General features: G+C 64.4%; 15 protein-coding genes. 2 read left to right on the top strand and 13 right to left on the bottom strand.

Translation table 11 applies throughout. The annotated features are described in order from the left end of the window. Positions 1–19: 19 nt before the first annotated feature. Positions 20–1,231: a hypothetical protein gene (locus tag AC1D0N_RS25820; protein WP_477248801.1), complete on the bottom strand. Its 1,212-nt coding sequence runs from the start codon at positions 1,229–1,231 to the stop codon at positions 20–22. 52 nt (positions 1,232–1,283) lie between these two features. After that, positions 1,284–2,234 (bottom strand): GNAT family protein, encoded by a 951-nt coding sequence (locus AC1D0N_RS25815; protein ID WP_477248800.1) that lies wholly within the window; start codon positions 2,232–2,234, stop codon positions 1,284–1,286. Positions 2,235–2,393: 159 nt separating this feature from the next. Between AC1D0N_RS25815 and AC1D0N_RS25810 the strand changes: the two genes are divergently transcribed. Then, complete coding sequence (locus AC1D0N_RS25810) at positions 2,394–3,077, top strand: cysteine hydrolase family protein (protein WP_477248799.1); 684 nt, start codon at positions 2,394–2,396, stop codon at positions 3,075–3,077. A gap of 11 nt (positions 3,078–3,088) precedes the next feature. Here the strand turns inward: AC1D0N_RS25810 and AC1D0N_RS25805 are convergent, their stop codons facing one another. The 8 genes from AC1D0N_RS25805 to AC1D0N_RS25770 all read right to left on the bottom strand — a co-directional run bounded on the left by AC1D0N_RS25805 (position 3,089) and on the right by AC1D0N_RS25770 (position 11,965). Then, on the bottom strand, positions 3,089–4,036 hold the full coding sequence (locus AC1D0N_RS25805) for an LLM class flavin-dependent oxidoreductase (protein WP_477248835.1): 948 nt from the start codon (positions 4,034–4,036) through the stop codon (positions 3,089–3,091). Positions 4,037–4,147: 111 nt separating this feature from the next. Then, positions 4,148–4,303 (bottom strand): hypothetical protein, encoded by a 156-nt coding sequence (locus tag AC1D0N_RS25800; RefSeq protein WP_477248798.1) that lies wholly within the window; start codon positions 4,301–4,303, stop codon positions 4,148–4,150. Between the two features lie 166 nt (positions 4,304–4,469). Further along, positions 4,470–5,414: an ABC transporter permease gene (locus AC1D0N_RS25795; RefSeq protein WP_477248797.1), complete on the bottom strand. Its 945-nt coding sequence runs from the start codon at positions 5,412–5,414 to the stop codon at positions 4,470–4,472. Next, positions 5,411–6,466 carry an ABC transporter permease gene (locus AC1D0N_RS25790; protein ID WP_477248796.1) on the bottom strand — a complete coding sequence of 352 codons (1,056 nt, stop codon included), beginning with the start codon at positions 6,464–6,466 and terminating at the stop codon, positions 5,411–5,413. Before AC1D0N_RS25790 ends, AC1D0N_RS25795 begins: the two co-directional genes overlap by 4 nt. After that, the gene (locus tag AC1D0N_RS25785; protein WP_477248795.1) at positions 6,466–7,986 is read right to left on the bottom strand and encodes an ABC transporter ATP-binding protein; all 1,521 of its coding nucleotides are present in this window, start codon (positions 7,984–7,986) and stop codon (positions 6,466–6,468) included. Before AC1D0N_RS25785 ends, AC1D0N_RS25790 begins: the two co-directional genes overlap by 1 nt. A gap of 158 nt (positions 7,987–8,144) precedes the next feature. After that, positions 8,145–9,164 carry a BMP family protein gene (locus tag AC1D0N_RS25780; RefSeq protein ID WP_477248794.1) on the bottom strand — a complete coding sequence of 340 codons (1,020 nt, stop codon included), beginning with the start codon at positions 9,162–9,164 and terminating at the stop codon, positions 8,145–8,147. Positions 9,165–9,287: 123 nt separating this feature from the next. Further along, positions 9,288–11,360, bottom strand: coding sequence for a 3-hydroxyacyl-CoA dehydrogenase NAD-binding domain-containing protein (locus AC1D0N_RS25775; RefSeq protein WP_477248793.1), 2,073 nt, complete (start codon positions 11,358–11,360; stop codon positions 9,288–9,290). Positions 11,361–11,641: 281 nt separating this feature from the next. Beyond that, on the bottom strand, positions 11,642–11,965 hold the full coding sequence (locus AC1D0N_RS25770) for a hypothetical protein (RefSeq protein ID WP_477248792.1): 324 nt from the start codon (positions 11,963–11,965) through the stop codon (positions 11,642–11,644). A 130-nt stretch (positions 11,966–12,095) separates the two neighbouring features. Between AC1D0N_RS25770 and AC1D0N_RS25765 the strand changes: the two genes are divergently transcribed. Next, on the top strand, positions 12,096–12,752 hold the full coding sequence (locus tag AC1D0N_RS25765; protein ID WP_477248791.1) for a TetR/AcrR family transcriptional regulator: 657 nt from the start codon (positions 12,096–12,098) through the stop codon (positions 12,750–12,752). Positions 12,753–12,869: 117 nt separating this feature from the next. Here AC1D0N_RS25765 and AC1D0N_RS25760 read toward each other — a convergent pair whose 3' ends face one another. Genes AC1D0N_RS25760 through AC1D0N_RS25750 form a run of 3 tightly spaced genes read right to left on the bottom strand, consistent with a single transcriptional unit; the run spans position 12,870 to position 16,318 of the window. Beyond that, positions 12,870–13,817, bottom strand: a complete 948-nt coding sequence (locus AC1D0N_RS25760; protein ID WP_477248790.1) for an ABC transporter permease — start codon at positions 13,815–13,817, stop codon at positions 12,870–12,872. A gap of 1 nt (position 13,818) precedes the next feature. After that, positions 13,819–14,799, bottom strand: a complete 981-nt coding sequence (locus tag AC1D0N_RS25755) for an ABC transporter permease (protein ID WP_477248789.1) — start codon at positions 14,797–14,799, stop codon at positions 13,819–13,821. 1 nt (position 14,800) lies between these two features. Further along, positions 14,801–16,318 (bottom strand): sugar ABC transporter ATP-binding protein, encoded by a 1,518-nt coding sequence (locus tag AC1D0N_RS25750; protein ID WP_477248788.1) that lies wholly within the window; start codon positions 16,316–16,318, stop codon positions 14,801–14,803. Positions 16,319–16,353: the final 35 nt, after the last annotated feature.

Raw genomic sequence — 16,353 nt, 5'->3', positions numbered from 1 at the left:
GCAAGACGCCGGCCTGTCGTCACGTCATCGCTTCGCGCTGCGCGATCAGCATCGCCATGCGCTGGACGGCGCGCAGTTCCATTTCCACGCCCGGCGATGACGCCAGTGCCGGCATGTTGAGCGCAACCACGGTCAACGGATTGAGCGTCGCCAGCAGCACATGGGTCGCCTCGTATTTCTCGAACAGCCACGCCAGCTGCTCGCGGATATCCTGATCGACAAGCGATTGCGGCTGCACATCGGCCAGCGAGCGGACCGGGACCTGTTCCAGCGCCCGCGCCAAAACGTTCAGATCGAAATCGCCAAGCTCGGCGGCCGGCAGGATCAGGGCGCCGTCGACAAGGCTGTGGTTCTGCAGGCCGCGCAGGAAGCGTGCCGAATCCGTCAGGTCACCCTCGGCCATGTGCCGCAGCAGCGAGTCGCGGCGTTTTTCGGCAGCCAGGCTGACGCTGTCATTGTAGATGACGGCGAGCAGCGTGGCGGACAGCACGATCACCACGCCCTGCACACTTCCCCGCCAGCCGATGTGATCGATGCCGCCCAACGCCAGACCGGCAAAGATAGAACTCAGCGCGATGACGGCGAAAGCGCCGATCGTGTCGCGATGGCTGGGGCTCGGCCGGCCGAGGCCAATCGTCAGCCAGCACAGGAACAGGATGGCGATGCCGCCAAGCCGCACCGGCACTTCGAACAAGCCGGGCCGATAGTCGGTGATCATGAACGGAATGATCAGCAGAAGCGAAAGCGCCATGCGCTCGACCGTGCGGTTTTCGGCAGCCGACAGGCTGTCGCGGTCGCGCATCACCACCAGCCAACCAATCGCCAAAAAGCCGCCGAACTGGAAAAGCAGCAGTGCCGCCATCCGCCACGGCTCGGCGAAGCGTTCCGGGATCATCGCCAGCAGCAGGAAGGCTGCGGCGCCGCCGGCGGCGAGGAACTTGAGGAAGAAGGGAGCGTGCCGGCGCAGCAGGCCCTCGGTCAACAGCAGGGCTGCCAGCGGCAACAGGCCTGCGGCCACGATGGTGACGAGCCGGAAGATGCCAAAGCCGGTGATCCAGTCGAGGATCCGGCAGGCCAGCAGCACGGCCAGCACCCGTAGGCCGAACAGAAAACGCCGCGACAGCGGATCGCCGGTGTCCCGCCCGCCGACGACCGCGATGACGATCAGCAGTCCGGCCAGGGCAGCCAGCGAGGTAATGGTGTCGGCGACAAATGTGTTGTCAAAAGTCATGCGTCGTTTTCCGTCAGCGTACGGATGAACCGGCGTACCACGGATGAAGCCGCTAGCGTGTCCATGGCCGCAACACGTCCCATTGCCGGCCAGAGTCGGCCCAGTGGACCACGGGCAGGATGAGCCGCTGCAGCGTGGCGGCTGTACCCGCAACCGCCAGGGCTGCGAGCGAGCCGCGCGGAACGGCATCGGCGAGATAAATTCGCGCGGCCTGAAAATTCATCTGGCCGATCTGCAGCACATCGTCGCCGCGCTGATAGTCGAGCTGGTTCCGGCAGAAGTCGTTGTAGATCTCGACCCGGTGCTTGGCCGTGTCCTCGAACGACTTTTTCAGCTCGTCCGATCCACCGGTATAGGCATTGGTGATGACAAAGCGCTCTTCATCGAAACCGGCGTCGGCACCGACACCGAAGACATGACGGTGGCGGGCCATGATCTGCCGCGCCAAAAGGACATGGGTCAGCGAGCGCCGCGCGCCGGAATGGGGATCGGGAAACACATTGGCAAAGGCCTCCGCCACCATGCCGACCACGGCAGGCACCTGTGTCACGTTGGAGATCCAGACCGGCCTGAACTGGTTACGCAGGAACATCAGGAAGCAGGTCAGGCCGTAGAGGATCCAGCTCAGGCCGCGACTGCGCTCCTCCGGATCGACCATCACCAGTCCCAGATGCAAGACCTCATAGAGCTTGCCGGCCAGCGAGATGTCCATCGGCGCCAGGGCATTGAAGGCGATCGGCCGGCCGTCGCCGCTCCGATAGACGATGGTGATGATGGCGTGTTCCAACCGGCTGCGGTCGCCGGAAAAAACACCGTAGGTCAGGCTGCCGTCCTTCAGCGTTTTCGCGGCGACCAGCCGCAAATCCTGCGTCAGTTGCTCCAGATCTGCCGGTTTCATCCAGCGTCCGGGCCGCTCGACGACACGCGTGTCGTAGTCGTCGGACGCGCGCATGCGCACATCCATGAACCTACCCGGCAGCATCTGCAGAACCGCACCCAGCAAGATGTATCATCCCCGTGGACCGAACGCGCATGATGACGGCATCCACCTAAGGCGCGGTAAACCCCCGGAATGGCAAGAGTTGGTCGGTCTCGCCAAGGGGATGGACGGCGGCGACATCGCTCGCCACGATGGCCCTATCCGGAACGAGGTAAGCGGCAGATGATCAAGGCGACCCCTTTCGATTTTCCCTATGACGGCAAGCTGGTGCCCGAAAACACCGCGCTCATCGTCATCGACCTGCAGGAGGATTTCCTGTCGACGACGGGCTATTTCGCCAAGCAAGGATATGACCCGACACCGTTGCGGGCGATCTTGCCTGTGGTGAGCCGGCTGATCGCGGCGGCCCGTGCGGCGGGTCTGCGGATCATCCACACCAGGCAAGGCTATCGGGGCGATATGGCAGACATGACGCCCTACGAAAAATGGCGCCGCAAGCGGGCTGGCCTCGAAGGTACCGAAATCCTGCTGCGCTCAGGCCCCGGCTTCCAGATTGTCGCAGAGATCGAGGTCGCGGCGGAAGACATCATCGTCGACAAGACCTGCAACGGCGCCTTCACCTACACCGACCTGGAGCTGGTCCTGCGCGCGCAAGGCATCACCCATCTGCTGTTCTCGGGATGCACGACCGATGTCTGCGTCCACACGACGTTGCGCGAGGCCTGCGACCGCAATTTCCAGTGCCTGACCATCGCGGACGCCTGCGCCAGCGGCGACCGCAAGGCGCACGAGGCGGCGCTGCACATGGTTACGGTGGAAGACGGTGTCTTCGGTGCGCTGACCGATTCAAGCACCGTGATCGCCGCCTTGTCGCAACTAAGCGGCAAGGCGGGCCGGAAGGACTGAGGACGGTCGCCTCAGCCTGCCGTATGCACATCCGGCGTTGCACGATGTGCGAACGCCCCGGGCTGGCCAACTTCCGCCTCGCGACGCGCCAGCGAATTGCGCAACAGCGCGATCGTTTCGCGCCCCGCCGCCGCGATCTCGCGCGGCCTGTCGACGCCGACGATCATGAACTCGTGGATGCCGAGGGCCGCGTAGGGCAGCAGCGACAGCGCGATCTGTGCCGGTGGCCCGAAGACGTCGACCGCCTTGTGGCCGGTGGCATTGCCTTCCGAACGAATTCGCACGGGGAGCGCAAACCGCACCTTGCCAGCGCGGCCGTGTTCGGCTGCAGCACTGCGCACGCGCTCCATCAGCTGGCGGATCTCGTCGAGCGAGCCTGGCGTCAGTTCGAAGACATCGGCATGCCGGCCGGCGACCTTGAGCGCCGTTCCGGACTGGCCGCCCATGCGGATGGTGACGTCGGCGCCATGCGGCCCCTTGCGCGGCACGTAGCCGCCCTTGACGCTGTAGAAGGCGCCTTCATGGTCGAACGGCCGGTCGTTTGACCACAGCCGCTTCAGCAGCACCAGATACTCGTCGATGCGCTGCCAGACTACCGTATGGCCGGCTGGACGTGTCTCGGCATCGTCATCGCTCAATGGCTCGCTCAGCATCCGCAGCGACAGCCGCCCGCCGCTTTTGGCGTCCAGCGCCGCCAACTGCCGCGCCGCCACCGTCGGCTCGACCACGCCGGCCCAGTGCGTGAGCACCACTTCCAGCGAAGAGGTACGGTCCAGTGCCTGGGCGGCAATGTCCATATTGGTGAGCAGTCCGGCCTGGTCGTCGACGACGATCTTCTGGAAACCGGCATCCTCGATCAGCGACAGTTTTGTCGCGGTCTCCAGAAAATCGTAGAAAAAGGGCACGGCCGAACCGGCGGGGTGCGTTTTACCGGGAACATGCGTGAACTCGATCGGCATCGCCATCTCCTCCATCACGTTGGCATCAGCAGGCGCGCGAAAGCGCGCACCGCGATTAGGGTTCATTCAACTCCGGTTGCCTGAAAGCGGTAGGTCGCTACCCCCAGCGACTCAGGGAATAAGACCCAGCACCACTGCCCCGGTGAACACAAACGCGAGGGCAAAGACGAGATAGGCGAAGGCGCCGGCATAGGCCGGGCGGAAGGTCTGGGCATTGGCCAGTCTCTGGCCGCTGCGATCAGTCTGGGCGTTCTGGATATAGGACATACCGACCTCCGTCTCGGCGGTTAATCTATAAAATCAGTAGACTTTGTCGATTGCTATTTTTTGGCAATTGTTGGAACGATTTTCTCCAACTGGACGAGAAATTGGTTGTGGTTTGCTGAGCGAGGCGCGTCGCGGTCGATTGGCCGCCGATGTGAGGAGCGAGCGTCTACCGCTCTTCCCGTCGAAACGGCTTGAGCAGCGCCGATGGCGCCACCGCGTTGCGCGACATCACTGCCATGGCGACGATGGTAAAAATGAAGGGCAGCATCAGGAATGCTTCATAGGGGATATGCCCAAGGCCGCTGGCCTGCATGCGCAATTGCAAGGCATCGACGAAAGCGAACAGCAGCGCCGCACCTGCCGAGCGCCAGGGATCCCAGCGTCCGAAGACGACCAGAGCGATCGCCACCCAACCGCGGCCCGATACGACGCCGAACGTGAAGGCGTTGAACTGCGCCATGGTCAGAAACGCGCCGGCCAACCCCATCAAGGCGCCGCCGAGGATCACCGCCTGGAAGCGCGTGACAATGACGCTGACGCCGGCCGAATCGGCGGCGCGCGGATTTTCGCCGACCATGCGCACCGACAGCCCCCATGGCGTGCGGTAGAGCACAAGGGCGGCGAGCGGGATGGCGAGTATCGCCATGTAGACCAGCGAAAACTGGTTGAATATTGCTGGCCCGAGCATCGGGATATCGGAGAGGAACGGAATCGGCAGCGTCGCGAAGCCCTTGATGTTGGGCGGCACCGATTGCTGGCCAAAGATCAGCCGGTAGAGGAAGTAGGCAAGGCCCGACGAGAACAGCGTGACGCCGATGCCGCAGACATGCTGGCTGAGGCCGAGCGCCACCGTGAACAGCGCATGCAGCGCGCCCATCAGCATGCCGGTCAGCACCGCCACCAGCACGCCGAGCCACAGGCTGCCGCTGAGGCTGGTGGCGGTGAAACCGGTCATCGCCGAGAGCAGCATGATGCCCTCGATGCCGAGATTGAGCACACCGGCGCGCTCGGAGAACATTTCGCCCAGCGTCGCAAACGCCAGCGGCGTGGCGATGCGGATGATCGCGGCCAAAAAACCGACCTGAAAGATCTGTTCGAACACTGCGCTCATTTGGCGGTTCCGACGCGGCGGATGCGATAGGCGGTGAACAGCAGCGCCACCAGCATGGCAAGCAATGCGGTGCCCTGGATGACATCGCTGAGGAAGGCCGGCACGCCGGTCGCCCGCGACATCGCTTCAGCCCCGGTCATCACGGCGGCAAGAAAGATCGCCGCCGGTACCACGCCGAGCGGATTGAGCCGCGCCAGCATGGCAACGACGATTCCGGAATAGCCGTAACCCGGCGAGATGTCGCTCATCACCTGGAAATGCACGCCGCCGACCTCACCGACCCCGGCGAGCCCCGCCAGCGCGCCGGAGAGCAGCGCCGTCGAGAGCAGCACCCGTTCGACATGGATGCCGCCATAGCGCGCCGCTTCCGGGTTTTCGCCGGTGACCCTGATCTTGAAGCCGAGCGTCGTGCGCACGATCAGGAACCAGATCAGCGGTGCAGCGAGCAGCGCAACGACGACGCCGAGATGCAGCCTTGTGCCTTCGATGAGCACCGGGAAATTGGCCGAATCCTCGATCGGCGGCGAGATCGGATAGCCGCTGAAGGTGTCCTTCCACGGCCCTTCGATCAGCGCCATCAGGGCGTAATAGATGACCGAATTGAGCAGCAGCGAGGAGACGACATCGTCGACTTTGAATTTCACCCGCAGCGTCGCCGGCACCAGCGCCACCGCAGCCCCGGCGGCCGCACCCGCCAGCGCCATCAAAAGCATGGCGAGCGGCCCCGGCATCGGGATGGCGCCGACAAAGCAGCTGGCGACCGCGCCGGCGAGCAACTGGCCTTCGGCGCCGATGTTCCAGAACTTTGCCCGGAAGGCGACGGCGACGGCCAGCCCGGTGAAGATCATCGGTGCCGCGCGCACCAGCGTTTCGGTGATGGCGTAGCTGTCGCCGAACGAAGCCGTGAACATCACGCCATAGGCTTCGAGAATGCCGGCGCCGGCCAGCGCGATCAGGCCGCTACACAGGATGAGCGTTGCCCCGATGGCCAGCAAAGGCAGCGCCAGGTTGAACCAGGCAGGCGTCGAGGTACGGGCTTCGAGGCGAAACATCAGGCCGCCGCCTCCGCCTGTCCGGCCCCGGTCATCAGCAGGCCTAGCCGTGCGATCGTGGCATCGGCGCTGTCGAGCGTGCCGGCGATGCGGCCCTCATACATCACCGCGATGCGGTCGCAGAGCACCAGCAATTCTTCGAGATCCTCACCGATGACGATGAGGCCGCAGCCCTTGGCCCGCATGTCGAGGAATTTTTCGTGGATGAAGCGGGCAGCGCCAATGTCGAGGCCGCGCGTCGGCTGCGAAACGATCAGCACCTTTGGATCGAAAGCGAGTTCGCGCGCCAAAAGCGCCTTTTGCAAATTGCCGCCTGACAGCGCCCCGGCGCGCGTCATCGGCCCGGGGCAGCGAATGTCATAGGCCTTGATCTGCTCCTCGGCAAAGGCGCGGATCGCATCCGGCTTGAGCAGGCCTCTGCTGCTGAAAGCCGCCGTATCGATGCGCGGCAGCACCATCGAATCGGCAAGCGGCAGATTGGTGACCAGCCCGGTCGTCATGCGGTCTTCCGGAATGCGCCCGAGACCGAGCCCCTGCACCTCGCGCGGTGAAAACCGCGAGACTTGTTTGCCGGCTATCGTCATCTTGCCGGCATCGGGCGCACGCACGCCGGAAATCACCTCGGCCAACGCGCGCTGGCCATTGCCGGAAACGCCCGCAATGCCGAGGATTTCACCGGCGCGGACCGAGAGCGACACATCGAGCAGCGCCATGCCGGAATGATGCGACGTGGAAATACCATCGAGGGTGAGTACCGCAGCACCTGGCGTCGATGGCCCTCTGGCCGGCGGCACGATCTCATGGCCGCACATCAGCGTTGCCATCTCGGAGGAGGTCGTGTTGGCCGGGTCATCGACGCGGCCGGCGACGCGGCCAAGCCGCAACACCACGCAGCGATGAGTCACCGCCCTGACTTCATTGAGCTTGTGCGAAATGAAGATGATGCCGAGCCCTTGCGCCGCCATCGAGCGCAACGCCGAAAACAGCCCGTCGACCTCTGTCGGCGCCAGCACCGCCGTCGGCTCGTCGAGGATCAAGAGTCGCGCGCCGCGAAACAGCGCCTTGACGATTTCGAGCCGCTGCTGCTCGCCGACCGACAATGCCGACACCGGGAGGTCGGGGCCGAGCGTCAGCCCATGCTGGCGGCCGATTTCGGCCAGCCGCGCCAGCCCGCCAGCGCGGTCGATCCGGCCTGATTTGCCTGATATACCGATGAGCAGGTTTTCCAGCACCGACAGCCGCGGCGCCAGGTGAAAATGCTGGTGCACCATGCCGATGCCGGCGGCCAGCGCATCGGCCGAGCTGTTGATCTTCACCGGGCTGCCCTGGATGAGGATCTCACCGGCATCCGGCGCATAGGCGCCGAACAGCACATTCATCAGCGTCGTCTTGCCGGCGCCGTTCTCGCCCAGCAGCCCGAGGATTTCGCCCGGTGCGACGCTCAGATCAACGGCCTCGTTCGCCTTGACGGCGCCGAAGACCTTGGTGATGCCGCGCATTTCGATGAGTGGGGCGGGCAATGGTGCTCCTGCGGGTCTTCACCCTCCCCCCTGTGGGGAGGGTCGGCTTACGATCGCAGCGAAGCGAAGATCGTGAGACGGGGTGGGGGTGCGGCGCCGAAGACCCCCACCCCGCTCCGCTTCGCGGATCGACCCTCCCCACGAGGGGGAGGGTAAACCTAATCCGAAACCGGCGTGTTCTCGTCCACATCCACCCGGAAATTACCTTCCAGAATCTCGGCCTTCTTCTTCTCGACCAGATCCTTGACCTCGGCGGGCAGCGTCTTGTCGAACTTGTGGTACGGCGCCAGGAACGAACCGCCCTTGGCCATGCGCGAGAAATCGCCATAGTCCTGCGCCGTGAAGACGCCGGCCTTGACCAGCTTGATCGCCTGTTCGACCGTCGGGTACATGTCCCAGACCGGCCCGGTGATGACCGTGTCGGGGCCGAGGCTCGCCTGGTCGGACATGTTGGAAATGGCGAGGATCTTCTTCTCCGCCGCCGCTTCGATGACGCCGAAGCGCTCGGCATAGATGACGTCGGCGCCGGCATCGATCTGGGCGATCGCCGCTTCCTTTGCCTTCGGCGGGTCGAAGAACGAACCGATGAAGGCGACCTTCTTCTTGATGTTGGGATTGACCTCCTTGGCGCCGGCAAAGAAGGCGTTGACCAGCCGGTTCACTTCCGGAATGCCCATCGCCGCGACGGCGCCGACCGTGCCCGACTTCGACATCTTGCCGGCGATCAGGCCGGAGAGATAGGCCGGCTCATGGATCCAGTTGTCGAAGACGCCGAAATTCGGTTCGGCCGGCCCGGCGCCCGAGCCGAACAGGAAGGCGGTCTTCGGAAACTGCTTGGCCGTCTTGCGCGATTCGCGTTCGGCTGCGAAGGCATCGCCCAGCACCAGCTGACAGCCGCCCTGCGCATATTCGCGCATGACGCGGCTGAAATCGGCGGTCTGCACCTTTTCCGACCATTTGTACTCGATGCCGAGTTCCTTCTCGGCCTTCTGCAAGGCGACATGGATCTGGTTGTCCCATGGCTCCTCGATCGGCGTGGCGAAGATCGCCGCCACCTTGAGCTTCTTGTCCTTGGCAAAGGCGCTGCCCGGCAGCATGGCCGCCGCCAGGCCAAGCGCGCCCAGTTCCAGCACGTTGCGTCGCGAAAGCCCTTGAATTTTGCTGTTGTCGTTTCTCATTGAAGTGCCCCTCTGGCTGACAGCCGTGTCGAGCCGGCTGTTCTCAGGAATGTAGACGGGGAACTATGGAACGGCGCTTGACTTTTGTCCACATGGTCAAATTTGGCGGCGTCGGGAGAAGGCCTATCCGGCGGCAGTGTCTTCCCACGAAGCGGTCTCGGCCATCCGCCTCAGCAGCGGCGCCACCCGGAAAACATCCTTGCCGGTCCGCTCGTGCCAATATTCCAACCGCTCGATGATCTTGCCCGCCCCTTCGAGGCCGGCCCAGAACATCGGCCCGCCCTTGCCCACGGGAAAACCGTAGCCATTGACCCAGACGATATCGATGTCGGAGGCGCGGGCGGCGATCTTCTCCTCGAGGATCTTCGCGCCCTCGTTGACCAAGGGATAGAGCGTGCGCTCGATGATTTCGTCGGTGGTGATGGTGTGCGGCGCGATACCCTTCTCGGTCGCCTTGTCGCGGATCAGCGCTTCGACCTCCGGATTGGGAGCAGGCGTGCGCGAACCGTTCTCGTAGCGATAAAAGCCGCTGCCGGTCTTCTGGCCGAAATGCCCCTGTTCGCACAGCGTGTCGGCAATCACTGCCGTCAGGCCGCGCGCCTTGCGATTGCGCCAGCCAATGTCGAGCCCGGCGAGGTCGCCCATCTGGAACGGCCCCATCGGCCAGCCGAAATCGGTGAACGCCTTGTCGATCTGGCTGGGCGTTGCGCCTTCCAGCAGCAGAGCCTCGGATTCCGAACCGCGCGCGGCCAGCATGCGATTGCCGACGAAACCGTGGCAGACGCCGACGACGACCGGCACCTTGCCGATTCGCCGCGCCAGCTCGACGACCGTTGCCAGTGCGTCCGGCGCGGTCTTCTCGGCCCGCACGATCTCCAGCAGCCGCATGACATTGGCAGGCGAAAAGAAATGCAGGCCGACGACATCCTGCGGCCGCGACGTCGCCGCGGCGATAGCGTTGACGTCGAGATAGGAAGTGTTGGTGGCCAGGATCGCGCCCGACTTGGCCACCGTGTCCAACTTGGCGAACACATCGTGCTTGACCGCCATGTCTTCGAACACCGCCTCGACGATCAGGTCGCAATCGGCGAGATCGCCATAGTCGGTGGACCCCTTGAACAGGCCGAGCCGCTCTCGCTTGGCATCTTCCGACAACGAACCACGCGTCACCGAAACGGCATAGTTTTTCTCGATCGTCGCCAGCCCACGCTGCAGCGCCTCGCCGCTGGTTTCCAGCAGGGTCACGGGATAGCCGCCACTGGCAAACGCCATGGCAATGCCGCCGCCCATCGTGCCGGCGCCGATGACGCCGACGCGTTCTATCTTGCGCCTGGCGACATCCTTGCCGGGACCCTTTGCCGCCTCACGTTCGGCGAAGAACAGGTGCCGCTGGGCGCGCGACTGGTCGCCGGCGACGAGTTTGGTGAACAGCGCCCGCTCCGCCGCCAACGCTTCGTCGAATGGCAGCGTCATGGCGTTACGAACCGCTTGCGCACAGGCGACCGGCGCGTCGAGGCCCCGCGCCTTTTTGGCCAGCTCAGCCGCCTCCTTGTCGAAGGCCGGGAGATCAATTTCCGCGAGCCGCTCGTTGCGGTCGCGCACCGCTACGAACGGGCCATCCTTTGCAACCATTTCGGCGGCGAAACGAGTTGCCTGCGCGACAAGGTCGCGGTCGAAGAGCGCGTCGACCAGGCCGGAGACGAGTGCGTCACCCGCGCCGATCGGCGTTCCAGAAACGATCATGCCGAGCGCCTTCCGCACACTGACAAGGCGCGGCAGCCGCACCGTGCCGCCGCCACCCGGCAGCAGGCCGAGCTTCACTTCCGGCAGGCCGAGTTTGGCTTGGACATCGGCGACGCGGAAATGACAGCCGAGCGCCAGTTCCAGCCCGCCGCCGAGCGCCGTGCCGTGGATGGCGGCGACCGTCGGCTTGGCGATGCTCTCCAGCGTCGCCACGATGGCGCGCAGTTCCGGCTGCTGCAATGGCTTGCCGAACTCGGTGATGTCGGCGCCGGCAACAAAAGTCCGCCCGGCGCAGGCAATGACGATGGCCGCCACCGACGGATCGTCCCGCAAGGAAACCAGCGCCTGCATCAACGGCTGGCGAACATGGAAGCTCAGCGCATTGACCGGCGGATTGTCGATGGTGACGACGGCGACGCCGTTCTCGTTTGCGACGTTGACAGAATTGGACACGCGGAACCTCCCGAGACCGGCTGCGATCGCGGATAGGGTTTACTAGGCCGCGCTGCGAATGGAAACCCGATCCGTCTCTGGCTCAATGCTTGTCCGCGAGCCTATCGTCGACTTGTGGCGTCAGCCGCCAGGCAATTGCGCGTCGGCGCTGCGCCCGCCGCGCCACGAAGAGGCCGCAGCCGAGGCCGCGGAGGAACAGAAGCCCGGCAAAGGCCGCGTAGGAGGAGTCGGCTGGCAGGGCCATCAGCCTCACGAAGCTCGCGGCACCCGCCACCATGCCGCTAACAGCAAACGAAACGCCTCCGAAACGATCCAAGAAACAGCCAGAAGCCGGGCATCGCCGACCAGAGCAGCGTCTGCTCGATTGAGTACCAAGATTGTACATTTCGGCCCGGCCGAACTGGTCGCCGAGACGGCCGAAAGCGACGACCAGCACGGCGGTGGCGATCCATGTAGCCGATGATCGTCCACAGCAGATAGTTGATGTTCCCGGGGTCGAGCGCCTTGAGGCCGATGCCACGGAACACCGCCGGCAGGCTGATCAGAAGGATCGAGCCGTTGATGGCGGCGGCCAGCATACCGAGCGTGGTGTAGCTCAGAACCATCCATTTGTGGGTTGCGGACGATCCTGCATGGTGGCGATCATCGTGGTAATGTCCGGCAACGCTGGCATGATAGCCGCCGTGCTAGATTATGAGGGTGACCTCCGTCATATGAGGCTGACCTCACATATGTATGAGGATACTCTCACGTATATATGAGGATGGTCTCACTTTTGGAAGCATGAGGATGACCTCTGAAAAAGCAAGCGCAACACCGCCGCCGCCGCGCGCGCCGCAGCAAAAAAGAGGCCGCGACCGTGTCGCGGCCCTGATGGCAGCAGCCGCGGAACTGTTCGTCGAAAAGGGTTTCGAGGCCACGACGATGACCGAGATCGCCGCCAGGGCGGGGGCGGCCATCGGCACGCTCTACCTGTTCTTCCCGACCAAGCAGGCCATGGCGCAGGCGATCCTTGTCGCAACGGCGGAAGAGCTGTCGGCCGAGCTCGATGGCTTGCGCGAGCAAACCGAGGCGATGCACGCGGCGACGATCGCCGACCAGTTGTTCGCGTTGCTGGGCACGTTCATGGCCACGCATCCGGTCTATTCGTCGCTGCTCGATCTGCCGGGCGACGATCAATGGCGGCGCGCGGTGCGAGCCCTCCGCCGGGAGCAGATCGCCGCCTTGTTTTCGCAAGCCTATCCGCGCTTGCCGGCAGGGCAGGCGGAGCGCCTGGCGGTGATCGTACCCCAGCTTATGCGCATACCTCTGACGCTGGTCGGCGAGGAGCGCCTGCGCGACGAGGTGCTGGATGAGTTGCGGCTGATGCTGAACAGGCATCTGGAGTCATGAGAAAGCTGACGTAGGCCTGGAGCAGGATCCCGAAAAGTGGAATCCAGTTTTCGGAAAAGATCATGCTCCAACAAGAAGATAGTGCCCCATCCCGATTCCATCGGGATGGAACAGGCTCTAGCGCAGCGCTTTCTGCCCGCCCGCCACGGTGATGACGCCGACGATGATCAGCCCGGTCAGCAACAGTCGAACGCCGGCGCTGACGCCGAATGTGTTGAGCATGGTGAGAAGCAGCACCAAGAATAGTGCCGCCCCCCAGACGCCCGGCACATTGGCCTTGCCGCCCGCCACCGAGGTGCCGCCGATGACGACGACGGCGATCGAGGCCAAGAGATACTCGTTGCCGATATCGACATTGGCGCCGCGGAAATAGCCGGCCAGCAGCGCCCCGTCGATGCCGCCGAGCGCGCCCGACAGCGTGTAGGTGAGGAAGCGGATGCGGCCGACATTGACGCCGGCCAGCCAGGCGGCACGGATGTTCTGGCCGATCGCCAGCACCGAGCGGCCGTAGATCATGCGTTGCAGCGCGATGGCAGTACCTATGGTGAACAGAACCGTGAGGATCGCCAGCACCGGAATGCCAAGGACCTGCCAGTTGGCGAAATCGGCGAAGCCTGGCGGCGGCTTGATCTGCAGCCCGCGCCCGTAGCTGATGTCGATCGACTGGATGATGAAGCTCGCCGACAAAGTGGCGATGATCGGCGGAATGCGCAGCGCCCAGATCAAGAGATAATTGGCGGCGCCGATCGCCATGCCGCAGGCGAGCGCCGCCAGCAGCCCGACCGCGATCATCGAATCATTGCCGTCCATCACTTTCATCGCGACCGCGCTGGCCAGACCGATATTGGCCGGCAGCGACAGGTCGACATTGCCCGGTCCGAGCGTGATGACGAACATCTGGCCGACGCCGACGATGACGGTGAAGACGGCAAGGGACAGGGCCGCCGTGATCATGCCGCCGCCGCCATAACCGCCGGTGAAGGCGATGGTTGCCAGCCACACCAGCAGTGCGCCGAGAAACGACCAGATCCAGGGTTTGGTCAGCATTGTCCGCAGCGAGGCCATCTCACCTCTCCTTGCGGCTGATCAGCACCCGGGCCGCCAGCACGATGATCAGGATGGCGCCATTGGCGGCGACCTGCCAGTCGGGCGGAATGTGCATGAAGGTGAGCAGCGGCGAGGCGGCTAGCGCCAGCGTCAGCGCACCGAGCACCGCGCCGATCGGCGACACCCTGCCGCCGACGAATTCGCCGCCGCCGAGGATGACGCCGGCGATCGACAGCAGCGTGTAGCCGTTGCCGATATTGGCATCGGCCGACGTGGTGATGCCGATCAGCGCCATGCCGGAGAACACGCCGAACAGGCCGGTCAGTGCAAACAGCACGATCTTGGTTCTGAGCAGCGACCAGCCGGCGCGCCCAAGTGCTGCCGGATTGCCGCCGGAGCCGCGCAGGATGACGCCATAGGAGGTGCGCATCAGGCCGAAATGGACGACCGCTGCGATGAGCAGCGCGGCGATGATCGGAAACGGAATGAACGGCGGCTTGAACGCCATCAGCGACAGCAGCCAGTCCGGCGCCTTGCCGCCGGGCTTTGGCAGGATGAGGATGGCAAGGCCCTGCCAGACGAAGCTCATGCCCAGCGTCACCACGATCGACGGCAGATTGCGCAGATGGATCAGCGCCCCGAGCAGCGCATAGACGCCGATCGAGCCGAGCAGGATGACGACACCGGTGAGCGGCGCATCCTTCAGCCATGTCGCGGTGACGCAGCCGACGAAACCGACAAAGGTGCCGATCGACAGATCGAGCTCGTTGCCAGCGATGACGAACATCTGCGCGATCGTCGCCAGCGCGATCGGGATCGCCAGATTGAGCATCAGGCTGAAGCCGAAATAGCTGATGGCGCGCGGGTTGAGCCAGGCGATGGCCAGCAGCACCAGCACGAGCGACAAAGCCGGCAGCAGGCCGCGCAGCAGCCGCGCCCGTGCCAGCGCGCCGCGTTCGGCAGAACCTTTTGGGGCGGTCTCGACGGTTGCTGTCGTCATCTCAGGCCGCGTCGCCGAATGAGGACTGGATGATCTTTTCCTCCGTCAGTTCGTCGCGTCGAAGATTGGCGACGATCCGGCCGTTCTTGAAGACATAGATGTGGTCGCAATTGTCGAGCTCTTCGGTTTCGGTGGTGTACCAGAGGAAGGTGCGACCGAGGCGCGCCTCTTCGCGCACGAGGTCGTAGACTTCGAGCTTGGTGCCGATATCGACGCCGCGCATCGGATCATCCATCAGCACGATCTTGGCGTCGGAGCCGAGCGCCCGCGCGAACAGGGCTTTCTGCTGGTTGCCGCCGGACAGCGAAAAAATGTTGTTGTTCATATCCGGCGTGCGGATGCCGATCTTCTTTTGCCAGAAGGCGGCGAGTTCGGCCTCGCGCTGCGGCGAGATCAGCAAGCCGTTGCGCAAGCGCGCCAGCGAGCGGATGCCGATGTTCTCTGATATCGACCATTGCGGAAAGATGCCGTCCGACTGGCGGTCGCCGGCCACCAGCGCCACCGGCGCTGTCACCTCGATGCCCGTCCTGGCGCGCTGAGCAGCGGCAAAGATCGCAAGCAGCAGATCCGTCTGTCCATGTCCGGCAAGTCCGGCGAGGCCGATGATCTCGCCGGCACGCGCGACGAGTTCCTTGCCGTCCTCCTGCCGTGCCGGACGCGCCCGAACCCGCAGCGGGCCGGCCGCTGATTTGGTCGCCACTTCGGCCGCGATCTTCTCGCGTGCCTCCGCGCCACCCATCGCCGTCACCAGCTTTTCGCGGTCGAAAGCCCTGGCCGCATCGGCGGCGACGACCTTGCCGTCGCGCATCACCACGATGCGGTCGGCATTGTTCAGCACCTCGCCCAGCACATGCGAGATCAGGATGCAGCTGCCGCCACTTGCGACGAAGCGGCGCACGAAGGCCAGCAGCTGGCCGGCCGTGTGCGCGTCGAGCGAGGATGTCGGCTCGTCGAGGATGACCAGTTCGAGCGGATCCTGCGTCACCGTGAAGGCGCGCGCCACTTCGACCATCTGGCGCCGGCCGATCGAAAGGTCGCCGGCAATGTCGGCCGCCGAAATGCTGTGGCCCGGAAAGATCTCGTCGAGCTTGGCGGCGATGAGATCAGCCGCCTTGCGCCGCCAGCCAAAACCGCGCAGCGACGGGTGATTGATGCGGGTGTTCTCGGCGACGCTGAGGTTGGGGCACAGCGACAATTCCTGGAACACGCAGCGTATGCCGAGCTTTTGCGCGCGCGGCACCGAATAGTGGTCCTCGATGCCGCCGCGCACGGCGATCTGGCCGCTGTCGGGCACCATTGTGCCCGACACCATATGCATCAGCGTCGATTTGCCCGCGCCATTGTGGCCGACCAGGCCGACGCACTCGCCTGATACAACGTGGAAGTCGACGCCGTTGAGCGCCCGAACGGCGCCGAAATGTTTTTCGGCCCCGTTCAGTCTGACTATATCCAATTTGGCGGCGCCGAGATGTTTTTCGGCGCCGTCCAGTCTGACGATGTCTGCGTTGACCTCAGGCATACTCAACGATATCCGGTCGGCGATGCCAGCGGCAA

It is taken from the genome of Mesorhizobium sp. P2_E10, from assembly GCF_056404235.1.
Note: the sequence above shows the minus strand (reverse complement) of the source record. Positions and strands in the feature narration are given on the sequence as shown.

Excerpts from the sequence above, each read along its gene's own strand:
- AC1D0N_RS25820 (WP_477248801.1), bottom strand. The coding sequence starts at position 1,231 with ATGACTTTTGACAACACATTTGTCGCCGACACCATTACCTCGCTGGCT.
- AC1D0N_RS25810 (WP_477248799.1), top strand. The coding sequence starts at position 2,394 with ATGATCAAGGCGACCCCTTTCGATTTTCCCTATGACGGCAAGCTGGTG.
- AC1D0N_RS25805 (WP_477248835.1), bottom strand. The coding sequence starts at position 4,036 with ATGCCGATCGAGTTCACGCATGTTCCCGGTAAAACGCACCCCGCCGGT.
- AC1D0N_RS25800 (WP_477248798.1), bottom strand. The coding sequence starts at position 4,303 with ATGTCCTATATCCAGAACGCCCAGACTGATCGCAGCGGCCAGAGACTG.
- AC1D0N_RS25795 (WP_477248797.1), bottom strand. The coding sequence starts at position 5,414 with ATGAGCGCAGTGTTCGAACAGATCTTTCAGGTCGGTTTTTTGGCCGCG.
- AC1D0N_RS25790 (WP_477248796.1), bottom strand. The coding sequence starts at position 6,466 with ATGTTTCGCCTCGAAGCCCGTACCTCGACGCCTGCCTGGTTCAACCTG.
- AC1D0N_RS25780 (WP_477248794.1), bottom strand. The coding sequence starts at position 9,164 with ATGAGAAACGACAACAGCAAAATTCAAGGGCTTTCGCGACGCAACGTG.
- AC1D0N_RS25770 (WP_477248792.1), bottom strand. The coding sequence starts at position 11,965 with ATGGTTCTGAGCTACACCACGCTCGGTATGCTGGCCGCCGCCATCAAC.
- AC1D0N_RS25765 (WP_477248791.1), top strand. The coding sequence starts at position 12,096 with ATGAGGATACTCTCACGTATATATGAGGATGGTCTCACTTTTGGAAGC.
- AC1D0N_RS25760 (WP_477248790.1), bottom strand. The coding sequence starts at position 13,817 with ATGGCCTCGCTGCGGACAATGCTGACCAAACCCTGGATCTGGTCGTTT.
- AC1D0N_RS25755 (WP_477248789.1), bottom strand. The coding sequence starts at position 14,799 with ATGACGACAGCAACCGTCGAGACCGCCCCAAAAGGTTCTGCCGAACGC.
- AC1D0N_RS25750 (WP_477248788.1), bottom strand. The coding sequence starts at position 16,318 with ATGCCTGAGGTCAACGCAGACATCGTCAGACTGGACGGCGCCGAAAAA.